This window comes from Gorillibacterium massiliense, assembly GCF_000455485.1.
Lineage (GTDB): Bacteria > Bacillota > Bacilli > Paenibacillales > NBRC-103111 > Gorillibacterium > Gorillibacterium massiliense.
The window spans coordinates 1-22,832 of record NZ_CBQR020000162.1 but is presented as its reverse complement, the minus strand read 5'-3'; the positions used below and the strand labels follow the sequence as shown (position 1 = coordinate 22,832).

Genomic DNA, 22,832 nt, shown 5'->3' with positions numbered 1-22,832 from the left:
CCAGCCCAATGGCTCCAGTAATCATCTTGAAGGACGATCCCGGCGCGTAGCCTTTCGAAAAACGGTTTAAAAAAGGATGATGCGGATCATCGTTCCACTTCTTATACTGCTCGCTTGAAAGACCGCTCACAAAGGCATTGGGGTCATAAGACGGGCTGCTTAGAAGAGCTAATACATCGCCTGTCATCGGCTGAATGGCAGCAACAGAAGCCCCGTCCTCTTTGACTTCATTGTAAATGGTCTTCTGCAGCTCAGCATCGATAGTCAATTGGAAGTTTTGCCCCGGCACGGCGGCTTTATCGGCGAGATCGGCTTTTTGTACTCCTTTGCCATCTACAATGGAAACGACAACCCCGTCCGTCCCTCTCAACTTGTCCTCCAGAATCTGTTCGAGCCCTGCTTTACCGATCCAATCACCGGTTTCGTAGCCTTTATCCTTTAGTTTTTCCAATTCATCCGCGTTTGCTTCCCCTATATAGCCGGTCAAATGGGCTGCAGCCTCGCCGTATGGGTACTGCCGGAGCTTTTTCTGTTGAATGACGGCACCGGGAAACAGACGAAACTCGTCAATCGATTCTTCCGGTATGATGGCGATGGGGACAAACATCCCTGGCTTAACCCATGAAGCGTTAAGCTTTTTCTCGATTTCTTTTTTATCGATGCCGAGCTTTTTTGCTAACTCCGTTTTTACTTCATTTGGAGAATCTCCCATTTGCCCCGGGATGAGACCGAGCTGCGGTACGGTTCCGTTGATTGCAAGTCCATTGCCGTTTCTATCCTTGATTTCGCCGCGCGCGGCCGCTATGGTTTGCACCCGAACCGTATCTCCCTCAGACATATCCGGAAACAGGAGCGACGGCTTCCACTCCACCAACCACTCGGGGTCATTGCCATCCGCCGCTTTGAGCAGCTTGCCTTGATTATCGAATTCAATCGGCCCGGCTATCGTGTCCATCCGAACATGGAAGCGGAAGCTCCGCTCTGTCGGCTCCGGGCTGGGGGATGATGTCGTTTGCGCAGTCGTCGGCTCTGGAAGCGCGGTGACTTCGAGGTGGTCTGCCTCGATTCCTTCGTATATTTTTGTATATCGTTCCGCAAATTGCGCTTCGGTCATGCTCGCTTTAGCTTCCGCCGTTAACAGCTTATACATGCCTTCATAATCCCGCTGCTGCCAGGCGGACAAATAGAGCTGAGCGATATCTTTTTTTTCTGGAACTGGGGTAACTTCAGCATCCCTGCTTTTACATGCGCTGAAAAAGATCGATAGTAAGCAACTCATTACAAGCAACCAGCGCCATTTCATTGCGTCCACCTCTCGACTTAAGAAGATATAAGGTTTATATTCGCAGCCTGCTCCCCGCTTTCCTCTCTTCCCATAGAAAAAGATAAAGCAAAAACACCGGGAGATCCCGGTGTTTCTGTAGGGTACAACGGTTATTCTGCGAAATTGCTCTCGATAACCTTTTGCAGGATCGCGGAGACTTCCGCTCTCGTAGCCGTTCCTTTCGGGTCATACAAGTTACCCGGCTTGCCGGAGATCCAGCCAAGGGAATGAATTTGGGTAACGGCGGTTTTCGCCCAAGAACTCGTTTGATTTTCGTCCGTAAAAGCGGGAAGCATCCCGCTATCGGCGGTTTTCATTTTCATATAGCTCGCAAAATGGCTCAGCAGCACCGCTAATTCTTCCCGAGTTACGGCTTGGTCCGGCGCAAACCGGTTGCCGCCGACTCCTTGCGCAATTCCATGAGAAGCTGCCCAAGCAATATATGACGCATAGTATTGATCGGCTGCCACATCAGAGAATGATGCTTTTTCAGTTGGATTGGCTCCAGCCATTTTTCCCAGCACGGTGACAAGCATCCCGCGGGTCAACGTTTGTTCTGGGCCAAATATCCCTTCACCAACTCCTGCGAACAACCCACGCGCCGAAGCATACTGGATGGCGTTAGCTGCCCAATGCCCGGTTATGTCATTAAAATGGATAGGAGTATAAGCCACCGCATACCTGGAAAAATGATTCGTAATGAACTCGACGGCCTTCGTCACTTCGTTATACCGGCTAGTTACAGGGACCGGATTCCCGTTGGTATCGAGATAATAAATCACGATGGCATTGGGATTTTCGCCGGCACCCAGAGAATAAGGAATGGATACCCGCACGGCTTCGCCGCCAAACTCGATAATCTTATTATTTCCGCTCTCGATCGTAAAATCGAAAACCGGTCTGTTCCCGACGGCGGCTTGAGCGCTGCCGTTTAAATCTGAGCTGGGAACTTTGTCAACGCTTATGAGGACGCTCGATCCTTTAGCCGCCTGGGTGATGTTTTCCACCGCTTTATGGCTCAAGGTGATGGTTGCGAATCCGGTGTTGAGCTGCAGCGACGCATTCGTGCCGGAAGCAAGCTTCTTCAAGAAATCGCTGCTTAACTCCGAAGTCAATTTCTTCGTATCGGAAGTGGCAACGCTACGAATTTCAACGACTACGTCTTTTCCGGATTTCTCATTTTCCTTTGCCTGTTCCAAAAGTTTTCCGGCTGCTTCATCGGAAAGAGTAGCAACAGCTTCTCCCGTTTGGGCGTTCAGCTCAACCTCCACTACCGCTGTCGTACCGGTTACGGTCGTTCCGCCCGGCTGAGTGGAGGCATTGGTACCGGAAGAACCCGTGTTATTCGAAGGGGTTTCCGGTTGGGAAGGCGTGTAATATCCTTCCGGTATTTCCACGACGGATACGGTCCCGGAAACCTCGTTCGCTACAAGCAAGAGCGGGTAACGGGTAGGACTTTTATCTGCCGGCACAAAAGCTTGGCCTTCCGGAGACACGTCTCCGGCGATTTTATAAACCGGCTTAGAACCCGTTGAATCGATGGAGCCGGCAAAATCCCTCGTATTCAAGTAATCCGTGAAGGCGGGAGCATGAACGTCGGATAGATCGAACATCATATTGCCACCGATCCGTTCGAGGCCGACAAATACATAGGGTTTACCATCGACAACGCCGACTTTGACATCCTCAGGCTCCGGTCCTTTTTTAGCGCTTCTCTTCTCGAATACGAGGTCGTCATTGGACCAATTGAAATAATTCGGCAGGTATTTGGCCGTTTTCTTTTCCAAAGTCGATCCGCTGTCGTAAACAAGGGACATGTTCTCCGCATCCCAGATGGCAAAGGACCGGGCTCCGAACAGATAGGTTTTCCCGCTGGCAAAACCTGCTCCGTTCACACCCACTTCATAGTCAGAGGTATCGAAAGTCGTCAGTTTGATATCTTTAGATGCATCTCCGTCTTGACCCTTGCCCAGCTTGATGTCTTTTTCATTCAGGTAGCCGTTCCAATCCCGGGAATCCCCTTCGTTGGCCGTGATGAGATAGGTTTTTCCACTGACCGTGTAAGCCGTGATCCCGTCAGGTTGGTAGATACCAAAGACATTCGGCTCGGTCTTGATATTGATTGTGCCGTCTCGGCGCATATCCAGCTCATTGCCTGCCACACTGTAATCCTTAAAGCCGAGGCCTTTCATGCTGGTAAACGTTCCTCCCGTTATGTCCAACGTAGCAATCGCATTGGCTTCCTGGAGGGTGACGTACGCTTTTTTGCTGTCAGCGGACACCGCGATATATTCCGGTTCCAAGTCGACGGAAGGCGCCGTCATCTTTTTCAGGATCACGTTATTTGCCAAAAGACCGCTTCTTGCATCGCTACTGTCATAGGCGGTAAAATCGGCGATTTTGGTAGTGCCGTTAATCAAATTGACAATGGTAACGGAGCCTTGGGGATCGACTTCTGGAGAAGCGTATCCCATGCGGGGTTCTCCTTCATCGGCCGTCAGCAAATAATTGCCGTCGGGTGTGAAGGTCACCATATCCGGCTGCACCCCTGTCCGGTAATGCGAGATGTAGTTCCCGTTATAGTCCAGCAGGACGACTGCTCCGGGCTTTTTGTAATCTTCCTCTTGAACGGCGATGGCGATGAATTTGCGGACCGTGTTGATATCCACGCTGGTAATGTCGCCAAAGGAGAAGCCTTTGATCATGGAGCTGACATCGATCCGCTTTTCCAAAGCCAGAGTCTTCTCTTGGCCGGATACCAGAGGATTCAGGCTGACGATATCCACTTTCTTTTCCTTGCCATTGACCAGGTAGAACTTGTTATTATCGCTGTTGTATTTGACAATCTCCGCCACTCCGCCAGCCGGATCAGAGAAGCCGGTGGAATAGCTGCCGATTTTGCGCATAGTGCCAGATTTGATCCAGTTGATTTCATGGCGATCGCGGACGCGAATGCGCGTACCTTCCGTGTCAGCCGATGACAACCCGATAGCCGAGATCTTATCGCCCGCTTCCAAATATTCGAGATTCACGTCAGGCGTAATGTACCCGTCGATAAATACTCGCACGTCTCCGGATCCGTCATTCACGGTAATCGCTCCAACTTTTCCGCTATCCAGACGGATGGATTTTACCGTGCCCTCCACTTTAACCAGTCTTCCACGGTTTGCTTGGGATGTAGCAGCGCCAGTGGTTACTTGTGCAGGGGCAATCTCATGGACTTCATTGTCGATAATAGCGATGGTTTTGACGGTAAGTTGTTTTTCGTTTTGATAGCTGCCTACAGTTCCGGTGACTTCTACCTTTTGACCGGCTTTGAAATTACCCGATACCGGGAAAAGATTGATTCCTGCCGTATCATCCTGCACATAGATGGAATCGAAAAAGGCCGTCTTTTGATCATACCCGCTGGCATTGGAGGTTACGGTGCCTTGAATCGTAAACTGTGCGCCTTCGCTTGCCCCTTGGACTTCACGGATTGGCATTACCGTTCGCGGCGCGAGATCCTTCAAGATATTTTGCGAAATATTGTAGTTGCTATAGCCCAGCTCAAGGTTGTTATCCAGAGTCGCCTGCACCTCAAAATTGGACATGAACACGGAACCGGCAACGAACAATTTTGCCCCGCTGGCCAATGTCTCTACCGTCAAAACGGGGATGTTGCCCTTTGCAATCGGGTTTCCTTCGCCGCCTTTGCCATCTTTGTCCGAATCTAAGCTTTCCGAGGTGGCGTGGGAAGCGACGATGGTTGTGACGGAATTTTTGGCCGAATCGGGCACCAACAAAGATGAACCGCTGTAAAAGCTGTATTCTTGGCCCGGATCGACGCCGTTATTGTAAGGGCTGGCCGTATTGTATTCTTTGAAGCGCAGCCGGAAGTTTTGACTGGGCACATAATTGACATTATCGATGAGTTCATCATCGACGATGCGAACTTTGGATTGAACGGCCTGCAAAATCACATTTTGTTGAGTAGCTGCATGAAAGGGCTCCGCATTCTTCCCGTCGCCGTAGTCCGCTAGCCCGCAAACGATCAAGGTTTTGCCATGGGCGGCAAAATCCGAAACCGCGGCGATTTCATCCGTCGTATAGGCGCCGAGCGCTCCTACGGATGTCTTCCGGTTTGGAGGCGTCAAAATCAAGCCTTGCAGATTGGCCAGCTTTTCCGCTGTAATGCCGCCTTTGATTTCCACGAGCCGCACGTCGTAATCTTCAGCCAGCTTCGCGAAGTTCGTCATGCTGTTGGCATAATTCCCGGCGACATATTCATTTAAGTGCGAGGCATCGACACCGATATTCACGAGTTTTTCCGGATTCCTGACCTTGATCAGGATAGTTTGATTGAATATCCGGCTTACCCCGTTCACTACGGCATGTACCGCAACATCCACCGTGTTCATCCCAACAACCGTCGGAGTGTAAGGAACCGTATCTTTAAACGTTCCCAAGGAGGCGAGGTCTGCGTTTACCGTTTTATCCGCAATGGTAGCCCCTCCCACCTTATAATGAATAGATTGAATGGTGACCGCGCTCGCTTCGTTGTTGAAAATTTCGGTAGACAACTCTAGAGGTTCCCCCGCCACCGGCATGTTGACCGATGCCTTGACGGCGTTGATGCCGACCTTTTCCACATCGCCTACCCAAACGGGGGCCGTAACCGCAATATCTCCATCGACTTCGACGACTTTAATATAGTAGTACCCGTTTACCGGATGGCTGAGTTTAACCGAGTACTCTCCGCTGTTCGCCGAGAAGACCTGAACGTTGGATTCCTTCCCTCCATTTGTCACGATCGACACCTTGCCGATTTGATCCGTGAAGTCAGGATCCAACAGGTCGACGTTGATATTCAACTCGTCGATGCCTGATGGAAAGCTCGCGCCAAGCAGTTGATCATTGGCCGTATAGTGGATCTGAAGGTTCTGATCTTCCGTGGCATACACATGCAGCTGGCGGAGGGCGTCATAAACGCCTTCTTTCGTGAAGTTATCCGTAACGATCGCCGTTCTGGCTGTGTTGGCCATGCCCCAAAGCCCTTTATGGTTGTCTTGGTTGTTGGTCGGCGCGAGATGCCAGCCTTTATCAAGGGCGTTGTTGTAAGATTCGTAAGACCGGAAATAGCCTCCCGATCCGACGGCTCCTTCGCCGTTTCCGACCTCAATCAACGTCATGTGCTTATTAAGTTCGGGATCATAATTGGAAAATCCGTTGAAATCCCCGAAGGTCGGCCCAGGATGATTAAATTGACCGATGGAGCCGGGAATGGTTTTTAACAAGTCGTAGTAGTTTTTCATAGCGGTAACGCCCGAAGCGTACTTCGGATTGTTCCGGCTGACAAAGCCGTCTGTCGCAAAGGTATTGATATGTCCGGGGCCTCCTGCCCACGTCATTTCATAAGCGTAAAAGGGAACAAAGTCTGCGGTCGCCGCAGCTGCTGCCGCAGCGATGCCTTGCTGCCACTTGGCATTGGTTTTGCTCGCGTCATAATCGACGGGAGCTGCCGTCGTATCGAAATAATTGGAATGATCCGTCAAAGCAAAAAAGTCAAGTTTGGCTACATCCCTGGCATATTTGTACGCATCCTCCAACGTACCGGAGCCGTCAGATTGAATCGTATGACCGTGCAGTTGACCAAAGTAAACCTTTTCAACCGCTGCAGAATCTTTTAGCGTATAATTGAAGGCTGATTTTGCGCTATCTTTATAACCGGCAAGGGTGCCGTAAGCTTCGATTTTGGCGGGCAGCATGTCTTGGGTAAGGGTAATCGGCCCGTTGTAAAGGACTTCCGGATCTACGGTTTCATTGGGAGCTCCGGCCTTACGGGTAAGAATATAGCGGATCGCCGCGCCTGCAGAAGGAGACGACAATTGGATCTGCGAATTGGCGGGTACTGAGCCGGTTATGTTGGTTGTGACCGGCAATACCTGCGACTGGCTGAATACGAACGTCCGCTCAACGCTGGCGGCCGCTCCTTTTACAGCTTTCGCCCGAATGACTGCTGTATCTCCCGCTTGGGTAAAAGCGTCGACGAAAACGTCGCCGGAAGCGCCGTTAATGGTTTGCGCCGGTCCGCCATTCAGCGTGTATTCGATGGTTGCGTCTGCCGTTAGGGTGGTTAGATGGACCAAGCTTCCCGCCGCTATAGTTCCGCCGCTGGCAGGTGTCGCTTCTGCTGCCGCAACAACAGATGAATCAACTTTTTGATCGCCGGTGATTTTGACGTCGAAGAGCCGGGCATTTCCGCCGGACCCAACGGCTTCATCAGCGGGATAGCTGCTAGTGCCAGCTCGGATCGAGAGATTGCTTGTCTGCAAAAAACGCAGATAAACGATCGGGCTATCATTCATCTCTGCAGGCAGAGGAAGGTCGGATTTCGTTAAAACAGCCGGTTTTGCATCCGGACTAGTATAAGCTCCGTTTGGAATATCCGTAAAATTCACATGATCAACGCTATATTGCAGCTTGAAGTCTCGCGGACCCGTTCCCGTGCCGTATGCGCTGAACGACAATTTCAAGTTTTCAAAGCCGGAGGTATTCAAGGCGGCTTGCCAATATTTTGTATTAGCGCCGTTATCCCATCCGGATGTATATATGGTTCCCCCATTGCTACCCGTGACGTTGATCGTTTTCCCCATATAGGTGGAGAGGGTAACCGTGGTTGTTCCCGGCTCGACGTTCACGCCGTTTGTAGCTGCGACCACCGTATTGTTGGACAGCAGAGTAGGGTTCGCGGAAAAATCCCATTCGGCAACGGTTAAAGATGCCGCTTTGGCAAAGGTGAAAGGAAACGAGGTAAGGACCACAAGAAATACCAGGAATGCACTTAGGATTCGCTTATGATTTCGGATCTTCATAGAAACCTCCCGGGGATTTTATCACCTCTACTCTACGATACGGATGTTAATTCATTCGTCACACTTTGTTAAAATGTTTTGAAGATATTGTAAAAATGTATGCTTAAGTTCAAACGTGCTATAATAAAAAGATTCAAATTGTCATCCCATTCCAAGAAAGGGAAGGTGAAACAGCACCCATGAATACCAAACAATTAGAGCAAATCCATACGGGAAAAGGCTTTATCGCAGCCTTGGACCAAAGCGGCGGCAGTACTCCGAAGGCCTTGCTACAATACGGGGTCTCGGAAGACAGTTATTCCAATGAGGATGAGATGTATGCAAAAGTCCACGAAATGAGGACGCGTATCATCAAGAGTCCGGCGTTCAATTCCAACTCCATTATCGGAGCGATTTTGTTTGAAAATACGATGGACCGTTCCATCGATGGGCAGTTGACCGCCGATTACTTATGGGAAAAGAAAGGTATTGTTCCTTTTCTTAAGGTGGATCAAGGACTTGCCGCTCTTGAAGACGGGGTTCAGCTCATGAAGCCCATTCCCGGCTTGGACGACCTTTTGAAACGGGCGGTGGAACGGAACATTTTCGGAACGAAAATGCGCTCGGTAATTAAAGAGGCCAATTCCTCTGCCATCAAAAAAGTGGTGGCTCAGCAGTTCGAAATCGGCAAGCAAATCGCAGCTGCGGGGCTTGTGCCGATTATCGAGCCGGAAGTGGATATCAATAGCACTGATAAGGAGGCTTCCGAAGCCATCCTGAAGGGCGAAATTCTGGAGCAGCTATCCGCTCTTGCCCCAGACGTGAAAGTCATGTTGAAGCTCTCCATCCCGTCTGTGGACAATTTCTATCGCGAATTGATGGAAGAGCCTCATGTCGTCCGAGTGGTGGCTCTATCCGGCGGCTACTCGCAAAAGGATGCCAACGAAAAGCTCGCCCGCAATCACGGGCTTATCGCCAGCTTTTCCCGAGCCTTGTCCCAGGGGCTGACGGCACAGCAGTCGGATGAAGAGTTCGACTCGATGCTGGCCGAGACCGTGAAAGACATCTATGAGGCTTCCATTACCTGACCGGCTTATTCTCCCCGAAAGATATAAGAGTTCAAACGACCATAAAACGGCCCTTGACGCTTCGTTGCGAGCGCAAGGGCTGTTTAGATTTTCTGGCATACATACTTCACAGAATTTTCGGCATAGGCGAGATAAAATGCACGTATTACCATATGAATTCCAATATCACGAAGGATGAGAAAGGGTGATCCCATGATCTTTTATTTTTCCGGAACGGGGAATTCGCTTTATGCAGCCCAAACGATAGCCCGGAAGCAAAATGAACCTCTGGTTTCCATTTCCGCCGCTCTTGCCTCGGGGCAGGATCAACTCGAATACAACCTGATGGAGCAGGAACGAATCGGCTTTGTTTTCCCGATTCATGCTTGGGGCCCGCCCCAAATGGTGCTGGATTTTATCGGCAAGCTCAAGCTGAACGGCTACAAGAAAAATTATGTCTTCGCTGTTGCGACCTGCGGCGGCAATATCGGAAATACGATGAAGCTGATGGACGCTTGCCTAAAGAAAAATGGGTTGACGCTGGATGGGCAATTCTCGATCATCATGCCGAACAATTACATCATAATGGGCGATGTGGACACCAAAACGCGGGAGCAAGAAAAACTGATCGAGGCGGAAAATGTTTTAAAAACCATTAACCAGCAAGTAGCGGAACGAATGCATGGCGAATTCGGTTTGGTGAAAGGCTTCCTGCCGTGGATGCTGACCGGAGTGATCAATCCAATGTTCCGAAAAAATGCAATGAGCACCTCGAAATTTTTCGTGCAAGACGATCGCTGTTCCGGCTGCGGCATCTGCGAAAAAGTGTGCAATTGCAGAACCATCCAAGTAAACGGCAAGCCTGAGTGGGGGAAAGCATGCTCCCAATGCTTGGCGTGCGTCCATTACTGCCCCTCAAAAGCCATCCAATACGGCAAAGGGACGGAGAAAAAGGGGCGATACACCCATCCCCAGCTGACTTTCAAGGACATGATGCAGTCTTAAGCGACTTCGCTTCCACTCTTTTTTCGGTGAGATAGTAGAGAAAAGCGAGGATGGGCAAGCCGGCGCCGATGAGTGCGGTCAGCATCCACCCGCCATAGGCATACGACCAACCACCCAGCAAGGAACCAATAGCGCCGCCGATGAAAAAGATAGACATGAACAGCCCGTTGAGACGGCCTCTCGCCTCGCTCCCCAAGGAGTAGATTGCACGCTGACCGAGAACCAGATTGCCCGAAACGGCCATATCCAGCATTATAGCTGAGACGATCAGCAATACCAGATCAACCGTAGAATGACCGCGGAACAGATAGGTGAGCAAAAGGGAAGCAGCTCCCACTACCAAAGCTAGCCCAGTTAGGAAACGGGTCCAGCCTTTGTCCGCGAGCCTTCCGGCAATAGGGGCCGCTACCGCGCCGCCTACCCCTGCCAAGGCTACGAGAGCGATGCCCTGCTGCGATAACCCGAAAGCATCCGCTAGGTGTAATGGGACAGCCGTCCAAAAAAGACTGAACGCTCCGAACAAACAGGCTTGATAGGCAGCACGGCGGCGCAGGATCGACGTTTCTTTGAACAAGGTGCCTAATGAGACGATCAATCGGCCATATTTCATAGCGGGAACCGGCTTACGCGGGGGCAGTACGAAGGCCAAGAGTACGATTATAACGGCGGTAACCACTGCCGAAAAAACAAACACGGCGCGCCAGCCCCAGAGGCTGGTGATGAAGCTTGCCAATGGCCGAGCAAACATAATACCTAAGAGGAGCCCGCTCATGACGTTGCCTACTACGCGGCCGCGCTGCTCCTCTGATGCCAGGTAGGTTGCGTAAGGCACCAGGATTTGAGCGACCACGGAACCGAGGCCGATAAACAATGCCGCAGCCAAAAACAACGGAGCATTAGCAGCAAAAGCCGCCGCAATCAAGGCTGCATCTGCGACGAGCAGCGACACCACCGCCAACAGTCGGTTTTCCATAATATCGCTGAGCGGCACGATAAACAATAATCCGGCAACATAACCGATTTGGGTCACGGTCACGATCAATCCGGCTGCATCCGGCGATAGGCCTGTAGCCGAGCTAATCGGGCCCACCAAAGGCTGCGCATAGTAGAGATTGGCAACGATAAGTCCGCAGGAAGCGGCCAGCATAAACAAAATCCAGTTTGAAACTGCCTTTCTCTCCACTCCACGTTTTGCATTCATAGAGATCCTCCTCTTCATGATTCGAACATTCAGCGGCAAAATGCTGAGTGTTCAATTTTTTTCATTAATTTAAATAATGAACGTTCAGTTCACTAATTACAGTTATATAATATACTGAACGTATCGTTTTGTAAATAGGCTATTTTGTCTTTTGCTGCAATTTTGTATAATGAACGTATCGTTTTTACTTATGGCAAATATCAGTCTCGTATTAGGTTAAATTGGAGGAATCGTCCATGACCGCCAAAAGAGGTCGCCCGCGCAATGTAGAAACGCAAAAAGCCATCCTGACCGCATCCTACGAACTGCTGCTGGAAAGCGGATTTGGAGCTATCACCGTCGAGAAGATAGCTGAACGAGCCGGTGTCAGCAAAGCGACGATCTATAAGTGGTGGCCGAACAAAGCCGCTGTCGTGATGGACGGATTTATGTCCGCCGCGGCGGACAGGCTACCCCTACCGGACACGGGAACGGTGCATCAAGACATTCTCGTCCACGCCGGCAATCTGGTCCGTTTTATGGAAAGTTCGGAAGGTAATATCATCAAGGAACTCATCGGAGAAGGGCAGTTTGATCCGGGACTGGCGGAAGCTTACCGGACCCGATATTTTGGGCCGCGGCGGTTGGAAGCCAGACAGCTTTTGGAACGGGGAACAAAGCGCGGGGAGTTGAAAGAAACCGTCGATATCGAGCTAGCCATCGACCTCATCTACGGTCCGATTTTCTACCGGTTGCTGGTGCTGGGTGAAAACCCGTCAAACGCGTACGTGGAGCAGTTGGTGGATTATTGCTTTACCGGAATGCGGAATTTCGGAGATTAAAAAGCGGCTTCCGGGCATTAAGTAAGTCCGGAGCCGTTTTTTAGTTACCTACTACAAGATCCCGATTACGCCAAGGCCATGTTCTCAAACTCAGGTTCCGTTTAAAGTGGCGATACACCCATCCCCAGCTGACGTTTCCTGGATTTTTTACAGGATTTTTTCATCTCTGACCGCTATTTTTAGATAAATCCTGGATTTTGTGTAGGATTTTGCGCAACATTGGCGATATAAATAAGCAAATCCTGCATTTTTTCCAACAATTTTGTTATTTCGGGTTCTGTTAATTAACAAATGATTCCTATAATCCAACATTTCTCGGCTAGTGACTTTGCGGTATAGATGTCCGCAGCAAAGCTGGCAAAACTTTTCTGCGGAAAACACATACGAAGGTGAACCTCCTGTGAAATTACGTGCGGCGCATATAGGCGCGCACCGTAATGGGGGCAAACACCGCCACGATGACGGCTGCGCCGATCAGGGAAATCAGGAGATCCGAGCCTACAGTTCCGGAATTGGTCAATTCCCGGACGGAGGTGACGAGATGCGAGATCGGGTTGATTTTCACGAACCATTGCAGCCAATTGGGCATCGTGTCCGCCGGCACAAAGGCATTGGACAGGAAGGTGAGCGGGAACAGGACGAGCATTGAAATTCCCTGCACGCTGGAGGCCGTACGGGCGATGACGCCGAAGAAGGCAAAGATCCAACTGATCGCCCAGGAACAAAGAACGACGACAAGCCCGGCGATCGCCACATAACCCAAACCGCCCTCTGGACGGTAGCCCATGACGTAACCCATGGAGAACGTGAGGAACGTGGCGATGGCATAGCGGATCGTATCCGCCAGCAGCGCTCCTGCCAGAGGCGCAATGCGGGCGATGGGCAGCGACTTGAATCGGTCAAAGACGCCTTTATCCATATCCTCCCGGAGCTGGACGCCGGTAACGATGGAAGTGGTGATGACGGTCTGAACGAGAATGCCGGGAATGATGACGGGTAAATAGCTCTTCACATCACCGGATATGGCCCCGCCAAAAATATACGTAAACATCAAGGTGAAAATAATCGGCTGCAGCGTCACGTCAAACAGCTGCTCCGGCGTCCGTTTAATTTTCAGCAGACCTCGGTATGCCATGGTCAAAGAATTGCGCAGTGCCTTGCCGAAGCCCGTGCGCTTCTTAAGCTGCACATTTGCGCTTGTCTTTATGATGGTGCTCATGCTCGTGCCCCCTCCGCTTTATTCGATTCCTCATCGGCTGCCACTCCATGTCCCGTTATGGTCAAAAACACTTCGTCGAGTGTCGGCTTCTGTACGCTCATCTCGGTCAAATGAATGCCGGCGGTGCGGAGCGCGATCAACAGATCCGTTACTCGATCCACATCGAGCATCGGCGCGTTGATTCGTCCCGCCTCGAACGATATTGTCGATGATACCTTCAACACCTGCTCGATGGTTTGCCGGGCGCGGGGGATGTCCAGTGGATTTTGCACCCTGAGCTGCAGCGAGGAGGTGCCGATGGACGTCTTCAGTTCATCTACTGTACCTTCAGCCACGACCTTGCCACGATCGATTACCGCAATCCGGTCGGCTAGTTGATCCGCTTCGTCAAGGTATTGGGTAGTGAGCAGCACTGTGGACCCTGTTTTCACCAGGCGGCGGATCGTCTCCCACATTTGCGCCCGTGTGCGCGGGTCAAGCCCCGTGGTAGGCTCATCGAGGAAGATGAGCGGCGGCTGGGCGATAAGACTCGCTGCCAGATCCAAGCGACGGCGCATGCCTCCGGAAAAATGCTTCAGCGGACGTTTGGCGGCTTCCGTCAATCCGAACTCTTCCAAGAGATCCGCCGCCTTTTTCTTTGCTTCACCACGGGATAATCCGAGCAAACGCGAGAAGATAACTAGATTCTCCGTGGCGCTCAATGACTCATCGACAGATGCGTACTGACCCGTCACCCCGATCAACTGTCGGACGATGTGCGATTCCTTCGTCACGTCGTACCCGAAAATTCTCCCAATGCCTGCATCTGGCTTGAGCAGCGTCGCCAGCATCCGGATCGTCGTCGTCTTGCCTGCTCCGTTTGGTCCAAGTACGCCGTAAATACTGCCGGCGCGCACATTTAAATCAACGCCATCCACTGCGCGGTTATCGCCAAAGGTCTTCACAAGACCGTGGGCTTCTACAGCCCATTCGGTATGGTGTGGATCATTTCCCTTTTTCTTTAATTGATCCATATTCTATCCCCTCCTGCATTCCTGATTACATGGAATACTACCCCCATTTTATAAACGGAATATAAACGGAGCCGAAATCATGCCAAAAAAATGGGCAAAACGGATAGGATTGGCCTATCGTTTTGCCCGAATCTTCCATTTATTTGGACGTACCCATGACTTCCCCGATGAATTTTTCTAATGGAGCAACATCCGTAATGTTCTGATTGCACACGGCGCTGTCCATACACACGTAGTTGCCGATCGCTTTGTAATAATCCGGCGAAGCGTTGGCCGGCCGATCTTTCGAAACCGCCGTAAACAGCGCTACTTCCGAATGGCGGTTGCACAAAAAGCATACGCCTTTGTTTGCCGGTGTAAAGCGGCCGTCAATACCGACCATCTTCCCGTCCAGCGAATAGACAAGGTACATTTTCGTCATCGCAATGTCTAGCCAGCCAAGGTAGGTGATGCGGCGGTAATCCGTGGTCTCGAGATCGGGAAGCTTCAGCTTTTTTACCTTGGGGTACAGCTTCGCCAGTTGCTTGGCCGATACCTCCGGAAAGCTCAGCCGATAAGGTTCCAAGAATTGGAGATAACTTTGGCACTCCGCTGCCGAGCTTAATGCCGATATTTTTTCCAGCAACTGTCTCTCCTGCTCGCTGGCATGGGGAAATGCCTCCAACGCCTTTATTGGCGCATTATATCGCACCGATTCCACTACTTTCGGATCGGAGACCGTATTTACGGTGGTCTGCAGGAAATCGACCTGCTTTTTAATCGCGTTATATTGATGGTTTCTAATGAATGGTTGGCACATGCTGCTCAGCCCCTTATTTGGATTAATATAACCAATAAGGTGCAGAGCCCACGATTAGAAATCGATATCCTCTTTTTTGAGGCGATCGCTACAATCAGCCCATGCAAAGATTCGCCCTAACGTTAGGCTCTGCACAGGCATTTTCTTCTTCCGGCAAAATGATTTGCCATCACTACCTACCTCCATTCAACGTTATTATAAAGAATGCCGGAACGCCCGGCAATTCCAAAATCAATTATAAACATAAAAAAGCCAGGTTTCGGAAGAAATCCTGAATACCTGACTCTGCTGTGTTTCAGCTTGATCGATTCGATGCACCTTTTCAATCGCTAACGTTCGTCTTCATCAGCATTTGCGTCAATTCTTTCATGAACATGTTGATGTCCTTGAACTGCCTGTAAACGGAGGCAAAACGGACATAGGCAACCTCGTCCACCGGATAGAGCAGCTCCATCAACGCCTCGCCGATTTCCCGGCTTTCCACTTCCGCCTGGGCGGTTTCCCGGATGCGCCTTTCCACCTCCGAAATGATGCCCTCCATCGTTTCCATGGAGACCGGCCGCTTCTCACAGGCGCGGATCAGCCCGCGCAGCACCTTCTCGTGGCTGAATTCTTCACGGCTTCCACCCTTCTTGATCACGACAAGCGGCGTTTCCTCCACCATCTCAAAGGTGGTGAACCGGCGGGCGCAGCGCTCGCATTCCCTCCGGCGACGGATAGACTTATTCTCGTTGGCTGCACGGGAGTCCAGGACTTTTGTGCCGGCATAATCGCAATAAGGACACTTCATGAGTGAAACCTCCACTACCCTTTATTCTAGGAATTCCATTGCCAGATCTGCCAGCCGTTACCTGAATGAAGCGGACGGATCGGCACATAATACATTTACCAACCGCAAAGGAGGTGACTGACATGGGCGCAGGACAAAAAAGCAACACATTGGTTGTACCTCAAGCCAACCAAGCTCTGGATCAACTGAAATATGAAGTTGCTCAAGAGCTGGGCATTACGATTCCGCAAGACGGGTACTATGGCAACATGGCAACCCGTGATGCCGGTGCGATCGGGGGACACATCACCCGCCGTCTGGTACAAATTGCAGAACAATCTCTTTCCGGTAAATAACCCTGATCTTCATTAAATCTAAAAGCGAGGAAGTATGGGGCAAGCCTAGCTTGTCCGATACTTCTTCGCCTATCCCATTGTTTTACGAAACGGTGCCGAACCACTAGAAATCGGAGCCGTACAACTCCGTATACTTATTATAATAGTAATGGACAGATTTTACATACTTTCTCGTTTCCATGATGGGAATTTGATCCACTCGCTCCAAGGTTCCATCCCACAATCCTTCTTCCAGCCATTTTGACACTTTGCCCTGTCCGGCGTTATAGGCTGCGATTACGACCGGGCGGTTGCCATCGAACCGGTCATTTAAATAATTCAAATAGATCGTGCCCAGCTTAATATTGAACTTAGGATCGGTTAAATCGTTATTCCTGTACTTTTGCAAGGATGAATCGATGGAAAACAGCCAATTTGCCGTCTCCGGCATGATCTGCATAATGCCAATGGCGCCCTTTTTCGATTCGGAATTCGGTCGATAATTGCTCTCCACCCGAATTATAGCTGCCACCAGAATCGGATCGACATGATGCAACTTGGATGCCGCAAGGATTTCGTCTTGATAATGGATGGGATAAACCAGCTTCATCCACCAGGAGCTATTATAAAACAGCATGAAGATGATGACTAGAAGGGCCAATCCGGCTACCCGCTTTTTCAGCAATACCTTCATTGTAGACCCCTTTCCCTCCAAAACGCCTCAACCTGCCGCTCCGTTTCCGCTATATCTTTATCATTAAAAATAACATAATCTGCCCTACGGCGTTTCTCCTCCACCGATAACTGTGAATTCAGCCGCATTTCAGCTTGTTCTCGACTGTACCCATCCCGCTTCATGAGCCGAGTAATTTGAAGATCTTCCGGTATATAAACGACCATGACAGCTTCAAACATAAACTGCAAGTCCGATTCATACAAAAGGGGAACATCCACGACAACCAGCTTGTCCGGTTGAACTTTTTCCGCCGCATCCATCCGCTCTCTCATCGTTCGCCGTATAGCCGGATGAAGAATGGATTCCAGGTCGCGCCGGGCGGTTTCATCTGCGAAAATTACGCTGCCCAGCTTCTTTCGGTCCAGAGAACCATCCTCAAGGAGCTTGTCCATGCCAAAACGGTTGGCGATCTCTTGCAAAGCAGGCATACCGGGCAATACAATTTCCCGGGCAATGGCATCTGCGTCTATAAGAATCGCCCCACGGCGAACAAGCATAGCCGAAACTGTGCTTTTGCCGCAGGCGATTCCTCCAGTAAGTCCGATATTCATTCCAAACAACTCCCAAGGATAAACGGCAGCCGCCGACACTGGACCCCAAAAAGGGAAGCCAAACCTGACGAAGCTTAATCAGGTACTTTTCGGGGACCCCGATGCCAATACAAGCGGCGTTTACCTTTTTGATTTGCTATATGAGCTTATAAAAGCTTCAATAATCCCATAGCGATCAGCATGATGCCCGGCAAAACGGAAAAGCGCCGCACCCAAGCCAAATTCGCATACCGATACCCGACGCGCAAGCCCGCTGAGATAAATAAGCCGCTTGAAATCGCGATTACGGGGGCAGTTAAGAGCGGCGGCAAACCGATAAGTGCAGCCCCAATCCCTGCGCCAAAGGCATCCAGCGATAGTGCCAGACCGAGAAGCGCCGCTTCCGATATCGTGATGATACCCGAACGGTCCACATCGGCAAGGGTGGGCTTCCGCAAAATTTGAATGACAATGCCCAGACTCTTCAGTTCGATGGAGAATACGGCACGCTGCACATCTTCAACCGAAGCAGGCGATTGTTCAGATCCTTTCCCGGAACGTTCGTCAGCATCGGAATTCGCATCCTCTTCCTTCTCCAGCTTCATATGGAAAAGTGCCCAGAGCCCGATTCCCACAAGAATGAAGGCGCCGATATCCTTTGCCACAACGGGAGAGACGAAGCGAGCCAACCAAGTACCTACGCTCATGGATAAAAGAATAATCATCCCGGAAAAAAGGGAAATGATCACGAGGGAGATCAGCGGAATTTTCACTTTTCGCAATCCGTAGGTGCCGCCTACTCCGAATCCATCCAAGCTGACTGCAAACGCGAGAAAAAGCAATGAGAAAAAAGGCACTTCCCTATACCTCCCCAGAACCCCCAACAAAAATGAGATCGGTTCCGCTAGTCGAGGCTGTGCGAAGCGGCTCTAGACACGAGCCGACCGACAACCTGATTCACTATATGGGGAGATAATCGCGGGGGTGCATTACTGAGCCTTGCGGATTTTTTGACACTTCGGGCAATAATGAGTGCCTCGGCCGCCAAGCTTCATTTTCACAATGGCGGTGCCGCAACGGGAACAAGGTTCCCCGGTGCGTCCATACACGTGAAGCTGTTGTTGGAACATGCCCATTTCGCCTTGCCCGTTTACATACGACTTGATGGACGATCCGCCGGCATCCACCGCTTCTTGAAGCACGGATACGATGGCACCATGGAGCTTTTTCATCTCGGCTGGAGACAGGGAAGCAGCCGGTCTCTCCGGATGGAGGCCGGCCCTAAACAAAGCCTCGTCCACGTAGATGTTGCCAAGGCCTGCCACCGCTTCCTGATTAAGCAGGAGCGGCTTCAATTTGGTTGGTTTACCGCCGATCGCAGCTTGCAAAGCTTTGATGGAAAATTCCGGAGCCAGCGGTTCCAATCCAAGTTTATGCAAAGGCGGTGCCGTTAATTCGTCGCCCGCCCGAAAAATATGCATCGTGCCGAACTGTCGTACGTCTTTGTAACGCAGCTCGGTTCCATCGCTAAAATGAAAAATGACATGGGTGTGCTTTTCCACAGGCTCGTCCGCTGCGTACACGCCATAGCGGCCTTCCATGCGCAAATGAGAAACCAGCACCAAATCGTCCAGCAGGAAGCGGATAAACTTCCCCCGCCTCTCCAGCCGATGTATCGTTTGACCCTGAAGAGCGTCTTGAAATACTTCAATTTCCTTCGGCTGCTGAATGATGCGCTCCAACAGCACGCTGACTCGGTCGATTCGCTTGCCGGCCACCAGGCTGTTCAGCGTACGGACGACCGTCTCCACCTCCGGAAGTTCCGGCATGGCGATTCGCCTCCTATTGTTCGTAAATCTGTACAAATGAACTAAAGATTGTAAGGAATTCGCTCGTGACGTGCACGCGGCATGTGTGGCGTATCCAGAATAGTGGACTAAGTTTCTTATAGATTACCTTATTCAACCGCAAACAGCCATACCGGGAAACATTTACCCTTTCCTTGCCGGTGTAACGGATCACTTTGCCTCATACCAGTTAGCCCCGTACTCCACTTCGGCCTTCAGCGGAACATCCAAAGGAAGAGCGTTTGCCATCACCTCAGGTACGAGCTTGATCATCGTATCCAGCTCTTCCGGCGGCACCTCGAATACCAATTCGTCATGTACCTGTAGGAGCATCCGGCTTTTCAAGTTTTCCTCGGTCAGCCGTTCCGCCATCCGCACCATGGCCAGTTTGATGATATCCGCCGCTGTGCCTTGAATCGGCGTGTTCATCGCCGTCCGTTCGGCAAAGGAGCGTAAATTGTAATTGGATGCGTTGATGTCCGGCAAATACCGCCGGCGCTGCAGCAGCGTCGTCACGTAACCGTCCCGGCGGGCCTGCTGAACGATATTATCCATGTAGTTGCGGACACCCGTGAAGGCGGTAAAATACTGCTCGATGAAACGGGCGGCTTCTGCCCGAGTAATGTCCAGGTTTTGCGACAGACCGTAGTCGCTGATGCCATAAACGATGCCAAAATTGACGGCTTTAGCCGAACGGCGCATATTGCGGTCCACTTGATCCTCCGGCACGCCGAAGACATCCATGGCCGTTTTCGTGTGAATGTCCATGTTATTGTGGAAGGCTTCCATCAGTCCCGGGTCTTGGGAGATGTGCGCCAGCACCCTGAGTTCGATCTGAGAATAGTCCGCTGCCAATATGAGCCAGCCCTCTTCCGATGGCGTGAAGGCTTTGCGGATTTTGCGGCCTTCTTCCAAGCGAACCGGGATATTTTGCAGATTGGGGTACTGGCTGCTGAGCCGACCCGTTGCGGCGATGGTCTGGCGATAATAGGTATGGATTTTCCCGGTTTCCGGTCGAATCTCCTTCAACAAGCCTTCGATGTAAGTGGATTGCAGCTTGGCCAGTACCCGGTAATCGAGGATATGGGCGACGATCTCGTGTTTCGGTCGCAGCCGCTCCAGCACTTCCGCGTCGGTGGAAGGGCCAGTCTTCGTCTTTTTCACGACAGGCAGATTCAGTTTCTCAAACAGTACCTCGCCCAGTTGCTTAGGTGAGTTCAAATTGAACTCCCCCCCGGCGTGATGGTAAATATCCTTGATCAAATCAGAGATCCGTGCGGTCAGCTCGCTACCGATTTCCTTCAGCTCATCGCCGCTGATCTTGATTCCTTGCTTCTCCATGTCCGCGAGAATAGAGGCCAAAGGAAGCTCCATATCGAAGAAAAGCGGAGTCATGCCGCCCGCTTCCAGCTCCTGCTTTTGAATATCGGTGAGCTTATGAATGGCAGCAGCCTTCTGACACAAATGCCGGCTGAGCACTTGCAGCTCCGGAACTTTATATTTCGCTCCTTTACCGAATACCTCATCGTCGTCTTTTACGCCGGGAAGACCGTATTTGTTCGCCATGGCGTGCAACGTTTGGGTGGATTCCGTCGGGTCCAGCAGATAGGTAGCTAAAACGACGTCAAAGACGCAGCCTTCCAAAGCCATCCCTCTCCAGGCAAGGGCGACTCTGGCGCGGTGAACGTCGAACATGCGCTTCGGCTTTTCCGGATCAGCTAGATAATCGCGGACAGCGGCGGCCTCGTCCGACTGCAGAACGTCGAAGGGCAGGTAGTAGCCTTTTTCATCATCGGAAAAAGCCAGCCCCAGCAGCTCCCCGGTATGGGGATTATCACCGGACACCTCAACGTGGACGGCCTCCACGGCGGCAAGCTGATTCGCTGCAAAATCGCCTACAGTACTCTTGTCGAGTATGATGCATTCCAGTTCCGCGGCCGGTTCCGCCGAATCCTCGCCTTGGTCCGGAGTTGTCCCTGCGCCGCCGGAGAAGTCCATTTTTTCCAACAGCGATTTGAACTCCAGCTTGCGGAACTGCTCATGCAGGGCTGAACCGTCATAGTTTTGGAATCGGTTCTCTTCTATGTCAATCTCCATGGGAACTTCCCGGAAGATCGTCGCTAATTCTTTACTCATTCTGGCGTCATCGGCATATTCCCGCACTTTTTCGCCCAGCTTGCCTTTGATCTCGCCGCCGTGGGCCAGCACCTCTTCCACGGTTCCGTACTCGTGAAGCAGCTTGAGGGCGGTTTTCTCGCCTACGCTGGGAATCCCCGGAATGTTGTCCGACGCATCCCCCATGAGTCCCTTCAAATCGCGGATTTGGTCGGGCACGAGGCCGTATACTTCCTGGATATGGGCGGGATCGAACAGCTCCGTTTCACTTATTCCTTTACGGGTCAGGGCGATTTTCACCCGGTCGGAGGACAATTGCAGCATATCTTTATCCCCGGTGACGACGATGGTGTCGATCCCCTGCTCCTCCGCCGCGCGGGTCATGGTTCCGATGATATCGTCCGCCTCATAGCCGGAGAGTTCGAATTGGGAAATGCGGAAAGCCCGGAGCAAATCTTTTATGAGAGGGAACTGCTCCGATAGCTCGGGTGGCGTCTTCGAGCGCGTTCCTTTGTATTCCTTGAACTCGGCGTGCCGAAAGGTGATTTTCCCGGCGTCAAAAGCGACCAGGAAGTGGGTCGGCTGCTCGCTCTCGATGAGCTTGAGTAGCATGGTGGTGAACCCGTAAGCGGCGTTGGTATGGAGACCGCTGGAGTTGGTCAAAGGCGGAAGCGCGTAAAACGCCCGGTTGGCGATGCTGTTTCCGTCGATCAATATCAATTTGGCCATGGCGCACCTCGATTTTCATTCATTGAAGCCGCTTCATCATTCATTTGTCTGCGGCAATGTCTATTGTCATCATAGCACAAGCCTTCAACCGGATAAAACCTTTATGAACGGCATAAACATTAGCATCTTGCCGGTAACGCCAACCCGGCGTTTCCCGGTTCATCTTTCAGGAGGTTTTGCCGATTATGCCGTTAAGCAAGTTCATCACGCCAGACAGCAAAAGCGTCATTTTTTTCGATCTGAACAATACGCTGATCGATCCCGAGGCCACCTTCGACGCGGCCTTTCTCGCCACCGTCGGCGAGTATACCGGCCGCTGGGACGGCAGCGGCGACGTTGCGGCGCAGGCGCTGAAGGCGTACCGCGCCGAGTGGCGGCGGCGAGGCGGCAAAGGGCCCGCGGGTCCGCAGGAACGGCGCCTCGCCTGCCTGGCGATGGCCCTCAGCGGCCAGCCGCTGGCGGCAAGCGCCGGCGCGCTGAAGGCGCTGG

General features: G+C 51.5%; 16 protein-coding genes and 1 pseudogene. 5 read left to right on the top strand and 12 right to left on the bottom strand.

Translation table 11 applies throughout. The features are described 5' to 3' along the window. Positions 1-1,279, bottom strand: a 1,279-nt coding sequence (locus TJ79_RS22990; protein WP_272944765.1) for an NTF2-like N-terminal transpeptidase domain-containing protein, incomplete at its 3' end; no start/stop codon positions are given. Between the two features lie 155 nt (positions 1,280-1,434). Further along, on the bottom strand, positions 1,435-8,178 hold the full coding sequence (locus tag TJ79_RS26300; protein WP_052339898.1) for a choice-of-anchor I family protein: 6,744 nt from the start codon (positions 8,176-8,178) through the stop codon (positions 1,435-1,437). A 179-nt stretch (positions 8,179-8,357) separates the two neighbouring features. Between TJ79_RS26300 and TJ79_RS22980 the strand changes: the two genes are divergently transcribed. Beyond that, positions 8,358-9,245, top strand: a complete 888-nt coding sequence (locus tag TJ79_RS22980; protein ID WP_040952697.1) for a fructose bisphosphate aldolase — start codon at positions 8,358-8,360, stop codon at positions 9,243-9,245. Between the two features lie 174 nt (positions 9,246-9,419). Continuing rightward, entirely contained in the window at positions 9,420-10,229 is an 810-nt protein-coding gene (locus tag TJ79_RS22975) for an EFR1 family ferrodoxin (protein WP_238323115.1), read from the top strand. Here the strand turns inward: TJ79_RS22975 and TJ79_RS22970 are convergent. After that, positions 10,207-11,430: an MFS transporter gene (locus TJ79_RS22970; protein WP_040952695.1), complete on the bottom strand. Its 1,224-nt coding sequence runs from the start codon at positions 11,428-11,430 to the stop codon at positions 10,207-10,209. The two genes, TJ79_RS22975 and TJ79_RS22970, sit on opposite strands and share 23 nt — an antisense overlap. A gap of 236 nt (positions 11,431-11,666) precedes the next feature. Here TJ79_RS22970 and TJ79_RS22965 point away from each other — a divergent pair, with 236 nt between their 5' ends. Continuing rightward, positions 11,667-12,251, top strand: a complete 585-nt coding sequence (locus TJ79_RS22965; RefSeq protein WP_040952694.1) for a TetR/AcrR family transcriptional regulator — start codon at positions 11,667-11,669, stop codon at positions 12,249-12,251. A gap of 406 nt (positions 12,252-12,657) precedes the next feature. Here TJ79_RS22965 and TJ79_RS22960 read toward each other — a convergent pair whose 3' ends face one another. From TJ79_RS22960 to nrdR, 4 genes are all read right to left on the bottom strand, one after another. Beyond that, on the bottom strand, positions 12,658-13,470 hold the full coding sequence (locus tag TJ79_RS22960; RefSeq protein ID WP_040952693.1) for an ABC transporter permease: 813 nt from the start codon (positions 13,468-13,470) through the stop codon (positions 12,658-12,660). Continuing rightward, entirely contained in the window at positions 13,467-14,483 is a 1,017-nt protein-coding gene (locus TJ79_RS22955; RefSeq protein WP_040952692.1) for a daunorubicin resistance protein DrrA family ABC transporter ATP-binding protein, read from the bottom strand. The genes TJ79_RS22960 and TJ79_RS22955 overlap by 4 nt, the downstream gene beginning before the upstream one ends. 139 nt (positions 14,484-14,622) lie before the next feature. Next, entirely contained in the window at positions 14,623-15,282 is a 660-nt protein-coding gene (locus tag TJ79_RS22950; protein WP_040952691.1) for a FusB/FusC family EF-G-binding protein, read from the bottom strand. 322 nt (positions 15,283-15,604) lie between these two features. Next, positions 15,605-16,072: a transcriptional regulator NrdR gene (nrdR, locus tag TJ79_RS22945; protein ID WP_040952690.1), complete on the bottom strand. Its 468-nt coding sequence runs from the start codon at positions 16,070-16,072 to the stop codon at positions 15,605-15,607. Between the two features lie 122 nt (positions 16,073-16,194). Between nrdR and TJ79_RS22940 the strand changes: the two genes are divergently transcribed. Continuing rightward, positions 16,195-16,407, top strand: a complete 213-nt coding sequence (locus tag TJ79_RS22940; protein WP_040952689.1) for an alpha/beta-type small acid-soluble spore protein — start codon at positions 16,195-16,197, stop codon at positions 16,405-16,407. A 103-nt stretch (positions 16,408-16,510) separates the two neighbouring features. On the opposite strand, the gene TJ79_RS22935 is transcribed toward TJ79_RS22940, so the two are convergent. The 5 genes from TJ79_RS22935 to polA all read right to left on the bottom strand — a co-directional run bounded on the left by TJ79_RS22935 (position 16,511) and on the right by polA (position 22,343). Then, complete coding sequence (locus tag TJ79_RS22935; RefSeq protein WP_040952688.1) at positions 16,511-17,080, bottom strand: lytic transglycosylase domain-containing protein; 570 nt, start codon at positions 17,078-17,080, stop codon at positions 16,511-16,513. After that, entirely contained in the window at positions 17,077-17,673 is a 597-nt protein-coding gene (gene coaE / locus TJ79_RS22930) for a dephospho-CoA kinase (RefSeq protein WP_040952687.1), read from the bottom strand. Before coaE ends, TJ79_RS22935 begins: the two co-directional genes overlap by 4 nt. A 146-nt stretch (positions 17,674-17,819) precedes the next feature. Next, positions 17,820-18,509, bottom strand: coding sequence for a sporulation membrane protein YtaF (gene ytaF / locus TJ79_RS22925; protein WP_040952686.1), 690 nt, complete (start codon positions 18,507-18,509; stop codon positions 17,820-17,822). A gap of 132 nt (positions 18,510-18,641) precedes the next feature. Next, positions 18,642-19,481: a DNA-formamidopyrimidine glycosylase gene (gene mutM, locus TJ79_RS22920; RefSeq protein ID WP_040952685.1), complete on the bottom strand. Its 840-nt coding sequence runs from the start codon at positions 19,479-19,481 to the stop codon at positions 18,642-18,644. Between the two features lie 189 nt (positions 19,482-19,670). Then, the gene (gene polA / locus TJ79_RS22915) at positions 19,671-22,343 is read right to left on the bottom strand and encodes a DNA polymerase I (RefSeq protein ID WP_040952684.1); all 2,673 of its coding nucleotides are present in this window, start codon (positions 22,341-22,343) and stop codon (positions 19,671-19,673) included. A gap of 185 nt (positions 22,344-22,528) precedes the next feature. On the opposite strand from polA, the pseudogene TJ79_RS22910 reads away from it, so the two are divergent. Beyond that, positions 22,529-22,832 (top strand): annotated as a pseudogene (locus TJ79_RS22910) (hypothetical protein); the annotation flags it as partial.

Bases quoted from the DNA above. Each gene is read 5' to 3' on its own strand.
- TJ79_RS22965 (WP_040952694.1), top strand. From the start codon at position 11,667: ATGACCGCCAAAAGAGGTCGCCCGCGCAATGTAGAAACGCAAAAAGCC.
- TJ79_RS22940 (WP_040952689.1), top strand. From the start codon at position 16,195: ATGGGCGCAGGACAAAAAAGCAACACATTGGTTGTACCTCAAGCCAAC.
- mutM (WP_040952685.1), bottom strand. From the start codon at position 19,481: ATGCCGGAACTTCCGGAGGTGGAGACGGTCGTCCGTACGCTGAACAGC.
- TJ79_RS22950 (WP_040952691.1), bottom strand. From the start codon at position 15,282: ATGTGCCAACCATTCATTAGAAACCATCAATATAACGCGATTAAAAAG.
- TJ79_RS22975 (WP_238323115.1), top strand. From the start codon at position 9,420: ATGAGAAAGGGTGATCCCATGATCTTTTATTTTTCCGGAACGGGGAAT.
- TJ79_RS26300 (WP_052339898.1), bottom strand. From the start codon at position 8,178: ATGAAGATCCGAAATCATAAGCGAATCCTAAGTGCATTCCTGGTATTT.
- TJ79_RS22980 (WP_040952697.1), top strand. From the start codon at position 8,358: ATGAATACCAAACAATTAGAGCAAATCCATACGGGAAAAGGCTTTATC.
- TJ79_RS22970 (WP_040952695.1), bottom strand. From the start codon at position 11,430: ATGAATGCAAAACGTGGAGTGGAGAGAAAGGCAGTTTCAAACTGGATT.
- TJ79_RS22935 (WP_040952688.1), bottom strand. From the start codon at position 17,080: ATGAAGGTATTGCTGAAAAAGCGGGTAGCCGGATTGGCCCTTCTAGTC.
- TJ79_RS22955 (WP_040952692.1), bottom strand. From the start codon at position 14,483: ATGGATCAATTAAAGAAAAAGGGAAATGATCCACACCATACCGAATGG.
- coaE (WP_040952687.1), bottom strand. From the start codon at position 17,673: ATGAATATCGGACTTACTGGAGGAATCGCCTGCGGCAAAAGCACAGTT.
- polA (WP_040952684.1), bottom strand. From the start codon at position 22,343: ATGGCCAAATTGATATTGATCGACGGAAACAGCATCGCCAACCGGGCG.
- nrdR (WP_040952690.1), bottom strand. From the start codon at position 16,072: ATGAAGTGTCCTTATTGCGATTATGCCGGCACAAAAGTCCTGGACTCC.
- TJ79_RS22960 (WP_040952693.1), bottom strand. From the start codon at position 13,470: ATGAGCACCATCATAAAGACAAGCGCAAATGTGCAGCTTAAGAAGCGC.